Origin of the sequence: Cognatundibacterium oligocarboniphilum (genome assembly GCF_013377855.1) — a bacterium.
Taxonomy (GTDB): Bacteria; Pseudomonadota; Gammaproteobacteria; order Burkholderiales; family Burkholderiaceae_D; genus Undibacterium; species Undibacterium oligocarboniphilum.
Genome location: NZ_JABXYJ010000004.1, coordinates 101,223 through 118,468, shown reverse-complemented (window position 1 = coordinate 118,468; position 17,246 = coordinate 101,223). Strand labels below are relative to the sequence as shown.

The following is a 17,246-nucleotide window of genomic DNA, read 5'->3' as shown; positions in this document are numbered from 1 at the left end:
TTATTAGATATTTAAACAGAGAGGTCATCCTGTGTCAGGAGTTATCAGTTTTTCGTTATCCTTACTGGTGATGCTGTTGTTTGCTGCCGCCATGAGATGGAAATCCCGGCGCTTGATGAATGTGACTTTTGCGCTGATGGTGGTATCGAGCCTGATCGGCTGGTATCAGTATATTTTTCCTGAAGGCCTGCAACCCCTGTTTTTCGTCGGCACGCTGGCGCTGGTGCTGGCGGTTTCCTGCTTTTTCTATGTTATCTACATATTTGATCCGGTGATACTGCGCGAGGAAGAGACATTGTCAGTACCTTTGGCGCAACACGATGAGCGTCGCATCGTGTAACTGGATATGACTGCGGTAGTTTAGCGGATGTCGATCAGTTCGATATCAAAAATCAGCGCTGCATTAGGCGGGATGATGCCGCCACCGGCGCCTCGTGAGCCGTATGCCAGCTCCGGCGGAATAATCAGCGTTCGCTTGCCGCCGATTTTCATACCGGCAACGCCCTGCTCCCATCCTTTGATCACTTTCCCCGATCCCAGTACGAAACTGAACGGCGGCCTGCCCCGCGAGCTGTCAAACTGCTGACCGTGTTCCTTTGCTGCCAGTGGGTCATGCAACCAGCCGGTGTAATGGACGACGGCTGTTCTGCCGGACTGGATTTCTTCACCGTTGCCGGTTTTTACGTCGATTTTTTGCAGGCGGCTGCTGACTTCCTGGGTATCGCTTTGCATCTGTGCCATGACACTGCTGGCTGGCAGAATCAGGCAGGTGCTGAGCAATATGGCGGAAAGGGCAGGTTTCATGGTGGATTCCTTCAATGACAATACAGTGATTAAATATTCAGACAGAGGATTTATTTTTGGCACGCTGCAGGTTTTGTTCAAATGCCTGATCCAGTTTACTGATCTTTTTAGCAGCCTGTTTTTCCAGACTGTTGACGTAGCTGACAAAGTCGTCGATTTCCAGCGGTTCGCACAGCACTTCAGGCGCTGGCTGGTCTCCGGTGCGGCGGGTCAGAAAAAAGCGGCCATCGGCCATGCTGACCATCGCATAGATTTGCCCCTGGCTCCGTTCCTTGAGGCGTTGTACTGCGTGACTGGCTTTGGTTGAACGTGCCATTATCTGATTCCGTATTGACGTAAAATTTTTTCCATAGTTCCGTCGTTATCGATGTCTTTATTGAGTTTATTGAACAGCTCAATCCGCTTTTTTTCCATATGAAGGCTACACAGCATATTCAGTTCCATCGTCTTATACCGGATGGCTTCCACGATATCATCGGCATAACCTTGCTGATGTGCGATATGCATACCGTGCAGCTCTGAAACGATCCAATAGTCGATACGTTTATTTACCAGCAGGCGTGGGTTTTCCTCATCTACACCGGCAAACACAATGCGGTATCCCTGCGCCGTCAGCTGCAGGCCGGTGGCGGCATTCTTATAGGAACCAATGGTGTAGGGCCTGGCGTCTTCCAATTTTTTCAGAAGGTGGTTATCGTTTTTCCGGCCATATAAAACCCAGGTGTCGGTGGTCAGGGGCCCCACCCATTGATAGGAGTTTTCCCGCTCCGGGGTACGCCGGAATGCAAACAGACAGGTGTTGTCCTCGCTTGATACTGCACTCAGTCCACGGGCCAGCGAGGTACTGCTGATCACGGGCGTTTCCCCGGCACGCTTCATGATTTCCATGATTTTTTCTGTTACGTAGCCGCGGATTTGTCCATCTTTATCCGTGTAAGTGAATGGTGCGAACTCCTGTATCAGCAACCGGATGTTTCCTGCATCGGCCCGGGCAGGCACAGCAGTGGCGAGTGCAAGAAAAAGAGCCAGAGTGCGTGAATTGGACACGATCATTTTCCCCCGGAAGGTTCGGTTGAAATACGACATCATAACCGGGCATTGTAATCTGACTTTCCGTATCAATTACGGTTTATATCAATAATTGCCAGCATTGCCGGACCAACTGGAATGCGGCTGCAATCATGGCGTCATTTTTTCGTTTTTCCTGACAGATCAGGCTTAATTGAGTTTCTACGCTGACGGCGTCCGCAATCACCAGTCCATGCGCATGGGCTTCGCGGATCGCAATTGAATCCCGGATCAGGCTCAAACCCACGCCGGATTTGACGAGATCAAGCATCGATGGTTCCTGATCGACCAGCGCCACTTTATTCGGCGTCACGCCGAGCGCGGCAAAAATTTTACCCAGCAGACGATGATGCGCCGATTCCGGTGGGGTCCAGATCCAAGGCAGTTGCGCCAGGCTTTCCCACGGCTGGCCCAGTACCCGGGTATGCCAGCCTCCGGGCGCCACCACGCGATAAGTAAAATGGGTGAGTACGGTGCTGTGGCAGGGCGTTTTTCCATCATCAGGAATATCCCCTATATAAAAACCAATATCCAGCGTTCCTGCCCGTATCTGCTGTAGCACCGAACCGGACATGCCTTGTTGCAGACGCGTCGACAGTTGCGGATAGGTTTCGACCAGCCGTTTCAGGAACACCCCGAGGCGGGTAAATTCCGGATCGAGAATGGTCCCGATGGCCAGCTCGCCGCTGATAGTGGAATGCAGGGAATCTGCCGCCTGGCGAAATTCGGTCAGCGTGCTGAGCACACGTTCAGCGTAGGGCAGCAATTTGACGCCATCGTTGGTCAGACGCATGCCACTGGCACTGCGGCTGAACAGTTGCAGATTCAGGCTTTCCTGCAATCCTTTAATTTGCAGGCTCACGGCGGGCTGCGTCAAATGGAGTTTTTCTGCCGCACGGGTCAGATTTCCTTCACGGGCGACGGTAACGAAAGAACGCAGCTGGACAATGTCCATGACAACTCCTGAGCCAGAAAACCCGAATTGCAGGTGAATGCTTTATAAAGAAAATTTATATTGCTGTTGATAATAACTCATTGGATTTGCTATGGCGAGTCGATTAATCTGCTACTCAGTTTCTAATTTTGACTAAGGATTTCTTATGACATTCATGATTCAGCATTATGTAAATGGTCAGGTGTTACATTCTGCCAGCGGTCGTCAGCAGGACGTATTTAATCCTGCCACCGGTGAAGTCGTGGCTCAGGTGGCGCTGGCCGATCAGGATGCCGTCAATGCTGCCGTTGCTGCGGCCAAGGCAGCGGCGCCGGCATGGGCCGAGACGGCTCCGCTCAAGCGCGCCCGTGTGATGTTTAAGTTCAAGGCGCTGCTCGATGCGCATCACCGGGAAATCGCTGCGCTGATTACCCGTGAACACGGCAAAGTACTGTCCGATGCCATGGGCGAAGTCACACGCGGTATCGAGGTCGTTGAATTTGCCTGCGGTATGCCACAACTGCTGAAATCACAGTTTTCCGACAATATTGGTGGCGGTATCGATAATTACAATCTGCGCCAGCCTTTAGGCGTGACAGCAGGAATCACGCCGTTCAATTTCCCTTTCATGGTACCGATGTGGATGGCTCCGCTGGCGATCGCCACTGGTAATACATTTATTCTGAAGCCGTCTGAGCGTGATCCATCCTGTTCTTTATTCATCGCTGAACTGTTTAAAAAAGCTGGTTTGCCGGATGGCGTGTTCAATGTATTGCAAGGTGATAAAGCTGCGGTGGACGGTTTGTTGCAACATCCTGATGTGTCGGCAGTGTCATTTGTCGGTTCGACGCCGATTGCCGAATATATTTACAGCGAAGGCACCCGGCTGGGCAAGCGGGTTCAGGCTCTGGGCGGTGCCAAAAATCATCTGGTGGTGATGCCGGACGCCAACCTGGAACAGGCAGTTGATGCGTTAATGGGTGCTGCCTATGGTTCCGCGGGTGAACGCTGCATGGCGATCTCGGTAGCTGTGGCGGTCGGTGAGGTGGCAGATAAACTGGTCGACGCGCTGATTCCGCGGGTACAGGCACTCAAGATCAAAAATGGCATGGAAGCCGATGCCGAAATGGGGCCGGTGGTGACGGCTGTGCATAAGGCAAAGATTGAAGGCTATATCGCAGACGGCGTGGCCGAAGGCGCACAACTGCTGGTGGACGGTCGCGGCCTGAGCGTGCCCGGACATGCCGGAGGATTTTTCCTTGGCGGTACTTTGTTCGATCACGTGAAAGAAGGCATGAAAATTCATCGTGAAGAAATTTTCGGCCCGGTACTGTGCATCGTCCGTGTGCCGGATTTTGCTTCGGCCGTCGAGCTGATCAATCGCCATGAATTCGGAAACGGCGTGTCTTTATTCACGTCGGATGGCAATACTGCGCGTGAATTTTCGCGCCGCATTCAGGTCGGTATGGTCGGCATCAATGTACCGATTCCAGTGCCGATGGCATGGCATTCTTTCGGCGGCTGGAAGCGTTCGCTGTTCGGCGATCAGCATGCTTATGGTGAAGAAGGTATCCGTTTTTATACGCGCTACAAATCCATCATGCAGCGCTGGCCGGACAGTATCGGTAAAGGGGCGGAATTCACCATGCCGGTCGCCAAGTAAGTGTGATGCCTGATGAGATCAGCCTGCCGTGACCTCTGAAAAGCATGGCATGCCGGACTGCGGCAGCGGGCTCGATAAAGTCTGGTGTAAGCAATCCGCCGTATAGTCTTTCTGACGTTCCGGGTTGATACGGACGGCTGCGCTCATCATACACAACACTCTGACGAAGGAAATTTCATGCTGACGATGGATCATCTTTGCCCTTATCCGATCATACAGGCGCCAATGGCGGGTGGTGCCACGACGCCGGAGCTGGTGGCTGCTGTGTCCAATGCCGGTGGCCTGGGTTCGCTGGCCGCGCCGCTGTTGTCCCCGCTGGCGATTATCGAACAGGCCGAGCATATCCGTCGCCTGACGGACAAACCGTTTGCGATCAATCTGTTTGTACAGGCCCGGCCAACGATCGATTTTGCCGCGCTGGAATCGGCCAAACTCCTGTTGCAGCCTGTTTGCCAGGAGCTGGGCTGGGAAGCACTGCCGACGCCGACGCGTTGGTGTGAAGATTTTGAATCGCAGTTAGATGCACTGATTACCGCACATCCGGCGATGGCCAGTTTTACCTTTGATGTCTTGCATGGCAGCCAGATGCAGCGCTTGCACGACGCCGGGATTCTGGTGGTCGGCACCGCGACCAATCTGCAGGAAGCGATCGTATGGCAGGCGATCGGCGCCGATGCAGTCTGCCTGCAAGGCGTGGAGGCTGGCGGACATCGCGGTACGTTCATCGGCGCACAACAGGCATCCACGCTGGGTACGATGGCGTTGCTGAAGGCTTGCCTTCCGCATATGCAGATTCCGCTGATCGCTGCAGGCGGCATCATGGATGGCCACGATATCGCCGCCATGCGCGCCGCCGGTGCGCAATGGGTGCAGATGGGAACCGCTTTCCTGACGACGCTGGAATCCGGGATTTCTTCTGCTTACAAGCAACGCCTGTTGCAGGCAGAGAGCGACACCACACGCCAGACCCGGGCTTTTTCAGGGCGTTATGCACGCGGCCTCGACAATCGTTTCATGCAGCTGATGGCCGGGGTGGCGGAACAGGTGCCGGCCTATCCGGTACAGAATGCGCTGACCGGATCAATCCGCGCAGCAGCAGCGAAAGAAAACAATACTGAACTGATGTCTTTGTGGTGCGGTCAGGGGGTCGCCAGAAGCAAGGAAATCAGCGTGGCAGATCTGATGGCGGAACTCGTCCGCGACATGCAGACCGCTTAACTATTCGGGGAAAGAGGATATGGAATCAGCAGGTCAGTACGACTACATTGTGATTGGTGGTGGCACCGCAGGTTGTGTTCTGGCAAACCGGCTGTCACAACGGCCAGAAAATCATGTGCTGCTGATTGAGGCTGGCGGGAAAGATGATTATCTGTGGATTCATATTCCGGTCGGCTATCTGTACTGCATCAATAATCCGCGCACTGACTGGATGTTCCGGACCGAATCCGAACCGGGGCTGAATGGCCGCAGCCTGATTTATCCGCGCGGCAAAGTGCTGGGCGGTTGTTCATCCATCAACGGCATGATTTACATGCGCGGCCAGGCGCGCGACTACAACGAATGGGCGGCGCTGAGTGGTGACGACAGCTGGCGCTGGGATCGGGTGCTGCCCCTGTTTAAAAAAAGTGAGGACCATTACAGCGGCGATGCCGCATTTCATGGCAGTGGCGGCGAATGGCGGGTCGAGCGACAGCGCCTGTCATGGGAGATTCTGGATGCTTTCCGCGAAGCGGCTGCCGAGACCGGTATCCCGAAAACGGAGGACTTTAATCGCGGTGACAATGAGGGTTGCGGTTACTTCGATGTGAACCAGAAACGCGGTATCCGCTGGAACGCCGCCAAAGCGTTTCTGAAGCCAGCCGCCAGCCGACCGAACCTGACCATCATGACCGGCTGCCAGGTACAGCGTCTGCAGATCACCGCCGATGAACAGGGAAAACGTTGCTCCGGCGTTGAATTCACCGGCGGCGGACGGGCATGGTTTGCCGAATCCCGGCGTGAAACCGTGCTGGCTGCCGGCGCGATCGGGTCACCGGCTATTCTGCAACATTCCGGTATTGGCGACGCTGCACATTTGCAACAGGTGGGGGTACCGGTGCTGCACGATTTGCCCGGTGTCGGCGCCAATTTGCAGGATCATTTACAGATTCGTTCAGCCTTCAGGATCCAGGGCGCCAGAACGCTGAACAAGATGGCGAACAACCTGTTTGGCAAAGCCCGTATCGGCCTTGAATATCTGATGTTTCAGAGTGGTCCTATGTCCATGGCGCCTTCCCAGCTTGGTGCGTTTACCCGCTCGGATGCCGGTCAGGAAACACCAAACCTGCAATACCATGTGCAACCTCTGTCGCTGGAAAAATTCGGCGATCCGCTGCATGATTTTCCGGCATTTACCGCCAGTGTCTGTAACCTGCGCCCTACCTCACGCGGCCATGTCCGGATTGCCGCAACCGATCCGCTGACAGCGCCAAAGATTGTGCCGAATTATCTGAGCACGCCGGAGGACCGCAGAATTGCGGCGGATTCACTGACTTTGACAAGAAAAATCGTAGCAGCGCCTGCTTTGCAAAAATACTTGCCGGAAGAGATGAAACCGGGCGTGGAATTCCGTACCGAAGAAGAACTCGCCAGAGCTGCCGGCGATATCGGCACCACTATTTTTCATCCGGTGGGAACCTGCAAAATGGGGCTGGCAGATGATGCCAGTGCCGTGGTCGACAGCACATTATGCGTCAGGGGTATCCGTGGTCTGAGGGTGGCGGATGCGTCGATTATGCCGACGATTACTTCCGGCAATACCAATTCCCCGACCGTCATGATTGCTGAAAAAGCGGCATTGCACATGCTTAACACCACCTCCTGACGAGGGCGATTTATCGTTGATCTACGTGCTATTACTTACCGTAGTTATACCGTATTGGCGTTCACTTGATTTGCTGGTTACTATCAAAAGTTGGGAATCACAATGAGGCAAAACGTACAAAATGTCGTTGAACCAGCGTATTTTGCAGGTATAGTTTCAGCGCAGTTCTCAAGAATAAAATAATAAATGCCCGCTGCACGATCAGCGGGTTTGTTGTGGTGTTTTCATAAAAACAGGGACTGACGCCAAAAGGTGCGGTTCTGGAAACAACAAGGAGACGAGATGACCAATAATGTCATCCTGGAGACCAAGCGCCTGACAAAAGAGTTCAAGGGCTTTACGGCGGTTAACGCTGTGGACCTGCAGGTTCAGCGCGGACATATTCATGCACTGATCGGCCCGAATGGCGCCGGTAAAACCACCTGTTTTAATTTGCTGACCAAATTTCTGGTACCAACCTCAGGACAGATTCTGTTTAACGGTCAGGATATTACTTCTGCAAGGCCCGCCCAGATTGCGCGTCAGGGCATCATCCGTTCATTTCAGATTTCTGCCGTGTTCCCGCATATGACTGTGCTGGAAAACGTGCGTATCGGTCTGCAACGGGCGTTGGGAACCTCATTTCATTTCTGGAAAAGCCATCACAGTTTGAACCGCCTGAATGAACGCGCCATGGAGCTGCTGGCGCAAGTTGATCTGACAGAATTTGCCGCCACGGTCACGGTTGATTTGCCTTATGGCCGCAAGCGTGCGCTGGAAATTGCCACTACGCTGGCGATGGAGCCGGAAATGATGCTGCTCGATGAGCCGACTCAGGGCATGGGGCACGAGGACGTGCACCGTGTGACGGAATTGATCAAGAAAGTATCGGCTGGCCGCACCATTCTGATGGTGGAACACAACATGAGTGTCATTTCCGGCATCTGCGACAAAATTTCGGTATTGCAACGTGGAGCAATGCTGGCAGAGGGAACTTACGCCGAGGTTTCTCAGAATCCGAAAGTCATGGAGGCATATATGGGCAGTACCGAGGGTGAACTTCAGGGAGCGCATGCATGAGCGTCCCGGCAACTCCCCCCGCATTGGAAATCAGCCATCTCCAGGCCTGGTATGGCGAATCGCATATCCTGCATGATGTGAATCTGCTGGTGCATCCGGGCGAAGTCGTTACCCTGCTTGGCAGAAATGGCGCTGGCCGTACCACCACCATGCGCGCCATCATGGGGCTGACCGGTGCGCGCAAGGGCTCAATCAAAATCAATGGCGTCGAATCCGTCGGCTTGCCGACCCATAAGATCGCGCATCTCGGCGTAGGTTATTGCCCTGAGGAGCGCGGGATATTTTCTTCCTTATCCACAGAAGAAAACCTGATGTTGCCGCCTTTGGTTTCGCACGATCATGCCGGTATGCCGGTGGAAGAAATTTACGCCATGTTTCCTAATCTGGCGGAGCGTAAAAACAGCCAGGGAACCCGTTTGTCCGGTGGCGAACAGCAGATGCTGGCGGTTGCGCGCATTTTGCGTACCGGTGCCCGCCTGCTGTTGCTGGACGAGATTTCCGAAGGTCTGGCGCCCGTGATTGTGCAGGCATTGGCCAGGATGATCATGACGCTGAAGGCCAAGGGCTACACGATCGTGATGGTGGAACAGAATTTCCGTTTTGCTGCGCCACTGGCAGACCGGTTTTATGTGATGGAGCACGGGCAGATTGTCGAAACTTTCGCAGCCTCACTGCTGCAGGACAAGATGCCTGTCTTGAATGAGCTGTTGGGTGTGTAACGATTCCTGCCGTGACCTGCAGGTTTGCAGGTATTCATAAAAATTGATTGGAGAAGACATGAAAGTAAAATACAAAGCAGCCAGCCTCGCTGTCGCCGCCGCTCTGGCGGGATTTGCCGGTTCCGCATCTGCCCAGGTATCGGGCGATGTCGTTAAAATCGGTTTCATCACGGATATTTCCGGCTTGTATTCCGACATTGACGGTCAGGGCGGGATCGAAGCCATCAAAATGGCGATTGCCGATTTTGGCGGCACGGTTCTCGGCAAGAAAATTGAACTGGTGACGGCGGATCACCAGAACAAGGCAGACATTGCCGCCAGCCGGGCACGTGAATGGTTTGACCGCGACGGTGTGGATATGCTGATTGGCGGTACGAATTCGGGTACTTCCCTGTCGATGTCTAAAGTGGCGGCAGAAAAGAAAAAAGTCTTTATCTCGATCGGCGCCGGCACTGCCCGTCTGACAAATGAAGAATGCACACCGAATACCGTGCATTACGCTTACGATACCGTCGCATTGGCGAAGGGAACCGGTTCTGCGGTAGTGAAGCAGGGTGGAAAAAGCTGGTATTTTCTGACAGCGGATTACGCTTTTGGTGCCTCGCTGGAAAATGACACTGCCAATGTCGTCAAGGCGAATGGCGGCACGGTATCCGGTTCGGTGAAACATCCGCTTTCTGCTTCTGATTTTTCTTCTTTCCTGTTACAGGCCCAGACTTCCAAAGCGCAGATTCTGGGGCTGGCCAACGCAGGTGGCGATACGATTAACGCGATTAAAGCGGCCAATGAATTTGGCGTCACCAAGTCGATGAAGCTGGCCGGTCTGCTGATGTTTATCAACGACATCCACTCGCTCGGACTGAATCTGACACAAGGCATGTACCTGACTGACAGCTGGTACTGGAACCAGACTCCGGAAGCACGCACCTGGTCACGCCGGTATTTTGAAAAAATGAAGAAGATGCCTTCCAGTCTGCAAGCCGCAGATTATTCTGCCACCATCCAGTACCTGAATGCAGTCAAGGCGGCTGGCAGTGATGACACAGACAAGGTCATGGCGAAGCTCAAGAGCATGAAGATTAACGACATGTATGCCAAGAACGGTTATGTCCGTGCCGACGGCAGCATGATTCACGACATGTATCTGATGCAGGTGAAAACCCAGTCTGAATCCAAAGAGCCTTGGGACTATTACAAGGTGGCACAAACGATTCCTGGTGAGCAAGCATTCACATCAAAGGCTGAATCCAAGTGCGCATTATGGAAATAATCTGATTGCCGGTCTGTACCCCGGAATGTTTGCCGGGGCACAGGCTGGGCAGTCGATTCATCGTCAGCGGGTTTTTCTGCCATCGGGCGATCCTGGAAAAACCCGGTATTTTCATCCTCCGTTGCGACGGAAATTTTTCTGAAGAGTGCCATGGAAATATTTGGTATTCCGCTGCAAGCGATGCTGAGCCAGCTTTTACTGGGTCTGGTGAACGGCTCTTTTTACGCCATGCTGTCACTGGGGCTGGCGGTTATTTTCGGATTGCTGAACGTCATTAACTTTGCACACGGCGCTTTGTACATGATGGGTGCATTCCTGGCCTGGATGGGCATGAATTACTTCGGCATCAATTACTGGGTGATGCTGATCGCGGCACCCCTGCTGGTAGGTATTTTCGGCATCGTGATTGAAAAAACCATGCTGCGCTGGTTGTACAAGCTGGACCATCTGTACGGATTGCTGCTGACTTTCGGGATCACGCTGATGCTCGAAGGGGTATTTCGCTCCGTTTACGGCGTTTCCGGTCAGCCTTATTCCGTTCCCGATGCGCTGATGGGGGCGACCAATCTCGGCTTTATGATTCTGCCGAATTACCGTGCGTGGGTCGTGCTGGCGTCATTGGTCGTGTGTTTTGCAACCTGGTTTGTGATCGAAAAGACGAAGCTCGGCGCTTATTTACGGGCGGGAACAGAAAATCCCAAACTGGTCGAAGCATTTGGTATCAATGTCCCGCTGATGGTCACCATGACTTATGGTTTTGGCGTGGCGCTTGCCGCATTTGCCGGCGTGCTTGCTGCACCGGTTATTCAGGTATCACCGCTGATGGGTTCCAACCTGATTATCACCGTGTTTGCTGTAGTGGTGATTGGTGGGATGGGATCGATTCTCGGCTCGATTCTGACCGGGCTGGGTCTGGGTATCATCGAAGGGCTGACCCGCGTGTTTTACCCTGAACTGTCGGCGACGGTGGTATTTATTGTCATGGCGATTGTGCTCATGATTCGCCCGGCTGGCCTGTTTGGTAAAGAAAAATAATCGGAGCGATCATGAATAAAAAGATGACTTACGGTATTGCTCTGCTGGTGCTGCTGGTGGCACCGACAATGATGTACCCGGTATTTCTGATGAAGCTGCTATGTTTTGCCTTGTTTGCCTGCGCATTCAATCTGCTGATCGGTTTTACCGGCCTGCTGTCTTTTGGCCATGCCGCTTTTTTTGGCGGTGCCGGTTACATCGCAGGCTGGGCTTTGCGTGATGCGGGTTTGCCGACTGAAATCGGACTTCTGCTGGGCGTTGTGGCTGCTGCGCTGATTGGCCTGGTCATGGGGGCGCTGGCGATCCGGCGCCAGGGTATTTATTTCACAATGATCACGCTGGCGCTGGCGCAGATGCTGTATTTTGTATTTTTACAGGCTAAATTTACTGGCGGTGAGGATGGTTTGCAGGGCGTTCCACGCGGAAAATTACTTGGCATGATCGACCTGAGTTCCGATCTGACTTTGTATTATGTTGTGCTGGCGATTGCCGTCTTTGGTTTCATGCTGGTGGTGCGTACGATCCATTCTCCTTTCGGGCAGGTGCTGAAAGCAGTCAAAGAAAATGAACCGCGCGCCATTTCTCTGGGATATGACGTTGACAGATATAAGCTGATGGCGTTTGTACTGTCGGCGGCGCTGGCGGGCCTGGCAGGCGCAACCAAGACGCTGGTGCTGGGTTTCGAAACGCTGACGGATGTGCACTGGACGATGTCCGGCCTGGTCGTGCTGATGACGCTGGTAGGTGGGCTGGGGACGCTGGCAGGACCGATTGTCGGGGCAATTATTATTATTGCGCTGGAAAATAAGTTGGGCGATCTGGGTAATCTGCTGGCCAATATCACGACGGTAGAGTGGTTCCGGACACTGGGAGACTCGGTAACGATAGTGACCGGTTTTATTTTCATTGTCTGCGTTCTGCTGTTCCGTAAGGGGATTGTTGGTGAGTTGGCCGAGGTATTTCAGCGCACCGCAAATGGAAAACGTTGAGAGCGGCCCTCTTACCTGTCTGAATCAGTGAAAAAAGCCCTGCTCGCAGGGCTTTTCAATGAAGTGCCTGCCGCTGGGATGTTTCAGCCATCAGACTGCGATGTTTTCGCAGCGATACGCTCATCCGGACAGCGTCACAGCGGCATCAGAAACGATGACGCAGGCCAACGGTGAATTGCTTGTTACCGAGGCCGGGCTCCTCACTGTTGCCTTCAGTATAGGCCGCGCCGTTCTGATTACGGATCAGCGCATAGGAAGTGTAGATGTCTGTCCGTTTGGAAAGAGTGTACATATAAGCCAGCGCATACTGTTGGGCATCCTGATTCAGCGCGGTTTTATCATCTTTCCGGATATAGGTCGCAACGACGGTACTGGCACCGAAAGGCACCGAGACTCCCAGCAGCAGATCGGTACTGTCGGTCGAGGCAACCGGTGCGGCACCGCCAAAACTGGCGGCGGTATTGTTTAATGAAGCGCTGTTGGGACCGCGGTCAATGGCATAACCCAGGTACAGTTTCGCCGCACCAAAATCATAGTTAGTGCCGATCAGGAAATTGCGCGCAGAATCCGTATTCCTGATACTGGCATTGTCATTGTTTTTCAGATGGTAAGCGACCCGCCAGTTCCATGGTCCCTGGCTGTAACCGAAAGAGCCGCCAATGGCGCTGGCAGCATGCACATCGCCGCTGACTTCACCTGCCGCATACATCAGGTCTGCGCTGTAACCGCCGAAGCTGGCGCTTCTGAGCAGTATGGAATTTCCGGCGCGGAAACCGGTGGCCGCCATCAGATTGTTGGAGCGGGCAATACCGTTACGCAAAGGGTCTACTATCGTGTTGAGCGCAGTGAAATAAGGCGTGTCCTGCAAGCCGAGCGATACCTTGCCCAGCGTATTACTGAGGCCGACGACAGAGGTGCGTCCGAACAGCGTACCGTTTTGGGTGGAGCCGCCGGTATCGGCATGAACACCGCCTTCCAGCACAAAGAAGGCAGACATACCCTGGCCCAGATCTTCAGTACCACGGAACCCCCAGCGACTCTGGGTAGCCATCCCACTGGTGAGGCGCACTGAGCTGCCATTGATGCCACCCTGATCGACCGATACGCCCACATCCATCACCCCGTACATGGTGACGGCGCTTTGTGCCAGCGCTGCATGGCTGAACAGTGCCAGACTGGTGAAACCGATTCCGGTAATCCAGGTGAGTTGTTTAATCTTTTTCATGATGTCTCTCTTTTATCGAATAAAAGGCATGCAGAAAGCTCTGGCTCCCGCGGAACCTTTTGTTAATTGGTTAGTGAGTGTGAGCAGGTATAAGACTGGTCAGCACTGACACGTTACTTCGTCATGTACAGCACTGCCCTGACTTAATTCATCCGCCTGATTTGCTGATTGCGTCGTAGTTGAATCCATTGATTGGCTGCTTCGACAATCCATGCGGATGTTGATCAAAAGCGGCCAATCAGGGATGCTGACTGGCCGCTGGTTCGGCAATCGGCTCGATTTTTCCAAGCACGAAGACGAAAGAAATAATGCCGACCAGTAAAATTATTCCGGCGACAAAGAACGCATTAGTGAATGAATTGGTGGCGCCGACGATGTAACCGGTCACTATCGGTGCTGCTGCACCCATCAGATTATTCACAAAATTCATGATGCCGCCGATGGTACCCGCCCCGCCTTTCGGCGCAATCAGCGAAGGCAGCGACCAGCCAACCGGCGCGGCTGATGCCAGACCACCGAGTGCGATCGAAATCCAGAAAATCGCCCAGACCGGATCCACCGTCTGAGTAGCGCCGAACACTGCCAGGCCAAATAACATACCGATGATCAGCACGGTCTTGCGGACTCTGGATTCATCGCACCCACGTGAGATCAGGTGATCAATCAGCCATCCACCGACGAACAGGTCCGTCAATGTGGCAAATATCCAGGGAATGGCTGCATAGCCGGCGGATTTCAGAATACTCATGTGCATGGTCTGCACCAGATAGCCCGGCAGCCAGGTCAGAAACAGGTAAAACGAATAACCATACGCGGCAAAGCCTATCGTCAGACCCCAGACTTTGGTCTGGCGCAGCAGATAGCCGAGCATGCCGATAGCGCCATTGTCTGCCTTGCCTTCCGGTGCGGCACCGCCTTGTTGAATATAATCCAGCTCGGCTCGGGATAAATGCGGATCAGCGCTCGGATCACGGTAAAAAATCAGGAAAGCAAAAAAATACATAAAACTCAGCAAGGCCGTTAGCGCAAAGCCCCAGCGCCAGCCAAAACTCACCACCGTCACTGCCACCAGCGGTACGCCGATTACATTGGAAAATTTGGCGGCAGCATCAAAAATGGCGGTTGCCAGACCGCGCTCCTTGCGCGGAAACCAGTAACCGGTTGCCTTGGAACTCACCGGAAATGCCGGCGCCTCTGCAATGCCGAGCAGAATCCGCGCAAAAAAGATCCCCGCAAAACCGCTGGACAAGGCAGTAATGGTGGAAGCGATGCCCCATAAAAAGGCGCCGTAACGACCAACTTTGGTAGGACCGAATTTATCCAGTACCATGCCGACCGGGATCTGCAAAATTGCATACGACCAGGCAAATGCGCTGAACAGCAAACCCATTTCGACAGAACTCAGTTTGAACAAGTCCTGAATCTGCGGTGCGGCAACTGACAGGCCGATACGATCGATGTAGTTGATCAGCACGCCGATACCGAGCAGTGCGCCGATACCCCAGCGTCGTCGCGGAATGCTGGTGGATTGCGGTGTATTCATGGGTGTCTCCTTGAATCAGTTGTTATAAGCCGGCGCGTCTGGTTTTACTCGGGCAAGATCTGGTCAGGCCAGAGCAAAAAGTCGCGTCAGTGTGGATAAAAGCGAAAAAAAATCAGATGTGCAGGGATTCAGCTGCCAGCCGTCCAGTCAATAATTTCCTCGATCAGTGTTGCTGGCGGTTGCTCGATATTCAGACGCAGACCGGTTTCATCGACTTCTAACATCTGCAGATCAGCCAGCTGACTGTCGAGCAGCGATAAAGGCATGAAGTGGTCGTTGCGCATGCGCATACGGCTGGTGATCAGCGCACGTTCGCCGTGCAAATGCACAAATACCAGCGCCGGATCTGCTTCACGTAACAGATCACGGTAAGTGCGTTTGAGCGCCGAGCAGGATAAGACCAGGTTCTGATGATTGTCCCGGGCAGTGGCAAGCTGTTGCTTCAACACTTGCAGCCAGTCTGCGCGGTCTGTATCGGTCAATGGAATACCGGATTGCATTTTCTGTATGTTGGCAGGCGGGTGATAGCTGTCGCCTTCGCTGAAAGGGATTGCCAATGCGGTTGCCAGACGCTGGCCGATTTCACTTTTGCCGCAGCCGCAGACGCCCATGATCACCCAGCGGCGGGAAATGGTGGATGCGGCGGAAGTATGGGTTTCAGAGGAGTTATTCACAAAATTTCCGTTCAAGAAGCAACTTAGTCAGCTTTATTGTTAGCGCTAACATTTGAATCGGAGTTTAATCCTGGCTGGGAATTTGTAAAGAACATCCGATGCTGCATGGCAGCATAAACATGACATCAAAGTGTCCGGAAAATGTGCAGTAAAACCATGTAAAAGGCAGGAAAATACTGGCTGTGCGCGTTTCGGGCAGCCAGAAAAATATCAGGATTCAGCGTCAGCGTTCTGAATCCTGCAGTGTCGTTTTTCAGGCACTTTCGCGTGCCATCAGGGTAAATCCGAGGTCAATCTGGGTCTGAGGAACCGCTTCTTTGCGGATCAGTGCGCGTAACAGGCTGGCCGCCTCGAACCCGATCCGGTAACGCGGCGTACTGATGGTGGTGACTGAAGGTTTCATCCAGGCAGAAGCGGGCAAATCATTGAATCCGCAAATAGCGATCTGATCAGGAACAGCAATGCCGCGACGCTGGCATTGATAAATGGCGCCATGCGCCAGATCGTCATTGCAGCAAAAGATTGCGTCACAGTCCGGCGCTACCGATAACATCCGCCCTAATAATTCGGCGCCAAGTGCAATGGTGGAAGGATCGCTGACCATGACTTCCAGCCTGTTGTTTTCCAGGCCGGATTCCCGCATGGCTTTGCGATAACCTTCAGCACGTTTTAATGTTCGCTCATCGAGCTGGGCGCCCATAAAACCGATACGACGATGTCCTTTGTCCAGCAGGTAGCGCGTCATGGTATAGCCCGCCTGAAACTGGGAAAACCCGACCGCAAAAGCCTGCCCGCTTTCTGCCAGGTCCATCATGGATACCACCGGTATCTGCGACGCCTGCAGCATTTGTTCCACCCGCGGGCTGTGCGTCATGCCGGATAACAGGATACCATCCGGATTCGATTGCAAGTAGATACCCAGCAGTTTTTCTTCCTCGGCATCGGAGTAACGGGTATTCCCGATCAGTAACTGATAATTGTCTGCATCGAGCACATCCTGAATGCCGGCCAGCACTTCCGTGAACACAGCGTTCGAAAGCGACGGCACCAGCACGGCAATCACATTTGACTGCGCCGAAGCCAGTGCCCGCGCTGCCCGGTTTGGCACGTAACCCAATTCAGCCACGGCCTGTTCCACGCGTTCACGCAGGCTGGCAGAAACCCGCTCCGGCTGGCTGATCGCACGCGATGCCGTCATGCTGGCGACCCCTGCCCTGGCAGCCACTTCGGCGAGGGTGATTTTACCGCTGGCACGTCCTTTGGCAGTCTGAATTTTGCTCATAACAATCTGAAAAATGTTAGCGATAACATTGTAAGTGAATCAAACGACGGAAAAATCCCGGTTAGCGCATATTCTTGCGATCCGCACCTGTGGCGACCTATCGTGCAAAGAATCGATT

The 17,246-nt window shown here is 53.6% G+C and carries 18 protein-coding genes; 9 read left to right on the top strand and 9 right to left on the bottom strand.

Translation table 11 applies throughout. From position 1 onward, the window contains the following. Nucleotides 1-115: 115 nt before the first annotated feature. Nucleotides 116-340: a hypothetical protein gene (locus HV832_RS07850; protein WP_176803013.1), complete on the top strand. Its 225-nt coding sequence runs from the start codon at nt 116-118 to the stop codon at nt 338-340. Between the two features lie 20 nt (nt 341-360). On the opposite strand, the gene HV832_RS07845 is transcribed toward HV832_RS07850, so the two are convergent. The 4 genes from HV832_RS07845 to HV832_RS07830 form a co-directional block, all read right to left on the bottom strand. Beyond that, complete coding sequence (locus HV832_RS07845; protein ID WP_176803012.1) at nt 361-804, bottom strand: FKBP-type peptidyl-prolyl cis-trans isomerase; 444 nt, start codon at nt 802-804, stop codon at nt 361-363. Between the two features lie 37 nt (nt 805-841). After that, nucleotides 842-1,120 (bottom strand): hypothetical protein, encoded by a 279-nt coding sequence (locus tag HV832_RS07840; RefSeq protein ID WP_176803011.1) that lies wholly within the window; start codon nt 1,118-1,120, stop codon nt 842-844. Next, the gene (locus tag HV832_RS07835; protein ID WP_176803010.1) at nt 1,120-1,851 is read right to left on the bottom strand and encodes a substrate-binding periplasmic protein; all 732 of its coding nucleotides are present in this window, start codon (nt 1,849-1,851) and stop codon (nt 1,120-1,122) included. Before HV832_RS07835 ends, HV832_RS07840 begins: the two co-directional genes overlap by 1 nt. A gap of 82 nt (nt 1,852-1,933) precedes the next feature. Continuing rightward, nucleotides 1,934-2,827 carry a LysR family transcriptional regulator gene (locus tag HV832_RS07830; protein ID WP_176803009.1) on the bottom strand — a complete coding sequence of 298 codons (894 nt, stop codon included), beginning with the start codon at nt 2,825-2,827 and terminating at the stop codon, nt 1,934-1,936. Nucleotides 2,828-2,972: 145 nt separating this feature from the next. Here HV832_RS07830 and HV832_RS07825 point away from each other — a divergent pair, with 145 nt between their 5' ends. Next, nucleotides 2,973-4,469, top strand: coding sequence for a CoA-acylating methylmalonate-semialdehyde dehydrogenase (locus HV832_RS07825; protein ID WP_176803008.1), 1,497 nt, complete (start codon nt 2,973-2,975; stop codon nt 4,467-4,469). Between the two features lie 18 nt (nt 4,470-4,487). Here the strand turns inward: HV832_RS07825 and HV832_RS17490 are convergent, their stop codons facing one another. Next, nucleotides 4,488-4,619 carry a hypothetical protein gene (locus HV832_RS17490; RefSeq protein ID WP_263398753.1) on the bottom strand — a complete coding sequence of 44 codons (132 nt, stop codon included), beginning with the start codon at nt 4,617-4,619 and terminating at the stop codon, nt 4,488-4,490. A gap of 27 nt (nt 4,620-4,646) precedes the next feature. On the opposite strand from HV832_RS17490, the gene HV832_RS07820 reads away from it, so the two are divergent. From HV832_RS07820 to HV832_RS07790, 7 genes are all read left to right on the top strand, one after another. Further along, nucleotides 4,647-5,687, top strand: coding sequence for an NAD(P)H-dependent flavin oxidoreductase (locus HV832_RS07820; protein WP_176803007.1), 1,041 nt, complete (start codon nt 4,647-4,649; stop codon nt 5,685-5,687). A 19-nt stretch (nt 5,688-5,706) separates the two neighbouring features. After that, complete coding sequence (locus tag HV832_RS07815) at nt 5,707-7,332, top strand: GMC family oxidoreductase (protein WP_176803006.1); 1,626 nt, start codon at nt 5,707-5,709, stop codon at nt 7,330-7,332. Between the two features lie 282 nt (nt 7,333-7,614). Then, nucleotides 7,615-8,391: an ABC transporter ATP-binding protein gene (locus HV832_RS07810; protein ID WP_176803005.1), complete on the top strand. Its 777-nt coding sequence runs from the start codon at nt 7,615-7,617 to the stop codon at nt 8,389-8,391. Then, a complete protein-coding gene (locus HV832_RS07805) occupies nt 8,388-9,110 on the top strand; it encodes an ABC transporter ATP-binding protein (protein ID WP_176803004.1) in 723 nt (240 codons plus the stop codon). The genes HV832_RS07810 and HV832_RS07805 overlap by 4 nt, the downstream gene beginning before the upstream one ends. Before the next feature lie 58 nt (nt 9,111-9,168). Then, nucleotides 9,169-10,380 (top strand): ABC transporter substrate-binding protein, encoded by a 1,212-nt coding sequence (locus HV832_RS07800; protein WP_176803003.1) that lies wholly within the window; start codon nt 9,169-9,171, stop codon nt 10,378-10,380. A 150-nt stretch (nt 10,381-10,530) separates the two neighbouring features. Then, nucleotides 10,531-11,415, top strand: coding sequence for a branched-chain amino acid ABC transporter permease (locus tag HV832_RS07795; RefSeq protein WP_176803002.1), 885 nt, complete (start codon nt 10,531-10,533; stop codon nt 11,413-11,415). A gap of 11 nt (nt 11,416-11,426) precedes the next feature. Continuing rightward, nucleotides 11,427-12,404, top strand: a complete 978-nt coding sequence (locus HV832_RS07790; protein WP_176803001.1) for a branched-chain amino acid ABC transporter permease — start codon at nt 11,427-11,429, stop codon at nt 12,402-12,404. A 145-nt stretch (nt 12,405-12,549) separates the two neighbouring features. Here the strand turns inward: HV832_RS07790 and HV832_RS07785 are convergent, their stop codons facing one another. From HV832_RS07785 to gntR, 4 genes are all read right to left on the bottom strand, one after another. Next, on the bottom strand, nt 12,550-13,629 hold the full coding sequence (locus HV832_RS07785) for a porin (RefSeq protein ID WP_176803000.1): 1,080 nt from the start codon (nt 13,627-13,629) through the stop codon (nt 12,550-12,552). Between the two features lie 238 nt (nt 13,630-13,867). After that, nucleotides 13,868-15,172 carry an MFS transporter gene (locus HV832_RS07780; protein ID WP_176802999.1) on the bottom strand — a complete coding sequence of 435 codons (1,305 nt, stop codon included), beginning with the start codon at nt 15,170-15,172 and terminating at the stop codon, nt 13,868-13,870. Between the two features lie 128 nt (nt 15,173-15,300). Then, nucleotides 15,301-15,846 (bottom strand): gluconokinase, encoded by a 546-nt coding sequence (locus tag HV832_RS07775; RefSeq protein ID WP_317889301.1) that lies wholly within the window; start codon nt 15,844-15,846, stop codon nt 15,301-15,303. A gap of 253 nt (nt 15,847-16,099) precedes the next feature. Continuing rightward, complete coding sequence (gntR, locus tag HV832_RS07770) at nt 16,100-17,128, bottom strand: HTH-type transcriptional regulator GntR (RefSeq protein ID WP_176802998.1); 1,029 nt, start codon at nt 17,126-17,128, stop codon at nt 16,100-16,102. Between the last annotated feature and the right edge of the window lie 118 nt (nt 17,129-17,246).

What these genes read in the sequence shown, in the direction of transcription:
- HV832_RS07830 (WP_176803009.1), bottom strand. Translation starts at nt 2,827, where the DNA reads ATGGACATTGTCCAGCTGCGTTCTTTCGTTACCGTCGCCCGTGAAGGA.
- HV832_RS07840 (WP_176803011.1), bottom strand. Translation starts at nt 1,120, where the DNA reads ATGGCACGTTCAACCAAAGCCAGTCACGCAGTACAACGCCTCAAGGAA.
- HV832_RS07815 (WP_176803006.1), top strand. Translation starts at nt 5,707, where the DNA reads ATGGAATCAGCAGGTCAGTACGACTACATTGTGATTGGTGGTGGCACC.
- HV832_RS17490 (WP_263398753.1), bottom strand. Translation starts at nt 4,619, where the DNA reads ATGATGAGCGCAGCCGTCCGTATCAACCCGGAACGTCAGAAAGACTAT.
- HV832_RS07810 (WP_176803005.1), top strand. Translation starts at nt 7,615, where the DNA reads ATGACCAATAATGTCATCCTGGAGACCAAGCGCCTGACAAAAGAGTTC.
- gntR (WP_176802998.1), bottom strand. Translation starts at nt 17,128, where the DNA reads ATGAGCAAAATTCAGACTGCCAAAGGACGTGCCAGCGGTAAAATCACC.
- HV832_RS07790 (WP_176803001.1), top strand. Translation starts at nt 11,427, where the DNA reads ATGAATAAAAAGATGACTTACGGTATTGCTCTGCTGGTGCTGCTGGTG.
- HV832_RS07780 (WP_176802999.1), bottom strand. Translation starts at nt 15,172, where the DNA reads ATGAATACACCGCAATCCACCAGCATTCCGCGACGACGCTGGGGTATC.
- HV832_RS07850 (WP_176803013.1), top strand. Translation starts at nt 116, where the DNA reads ATGAATGTGACTTTTGCGCTGATGGTGGTATCGAGCCTGATCGGCTGG.
- HV832_RS07800 (WP_176803003.1), top strand. Translation starts at nt 9,169, where the DNA reads ATGAAAGTAAAATACAAAGCAGCCAGCCTCGCTGTCGCCGCCGCTCTG.
- HV832_RS07825 (WP_176803008.1), top strand. Translation starts at nt 2,973, where the DNA reads ATGACATTCATGATTCAGCATTATGTAAATGGTCAGGTGTTACATTCT.
- HV832_RS07805 (WP_176803004.1), top strand. Translation starts at nt 8,388, where the DNA reads ATGAGCGTCCCGGCAACTCCCCCCGCATTGGAAATCAGCCATCTCCAG.
- HV832_RS07785 (WP_176803000.1), bottom strand. Translation starts at nt 13,629, where the DNA reads ATGAAAAAGATTAAACAACTCACCTGGATTACCGGAATCGGTTTCACC.
- HV832_RS07820 (WP_176803007.1), top strand. Translation starts at nt 4,647, where the DNA reads ATGCTGACGATGGATCATCTTTGCCCTTATCCGATCATACAGGCGCCA.
- HV832_RS07845 (WP_176803012.1), bottom strand. Translation starts at nt 804, where the DNA reads ATGAAACCTGCCCTTTCCGCCATATTGCTCAGCACCTGCCTGATTCTG.
- HV832_RS07795 (WP_176803002.1), top strand. Translation starts at nt 10,531, where the DNA reads ATGGAAATATTTGGTATTCCGCTGCAAGCGATGCTGAGCCAGCTTTTA.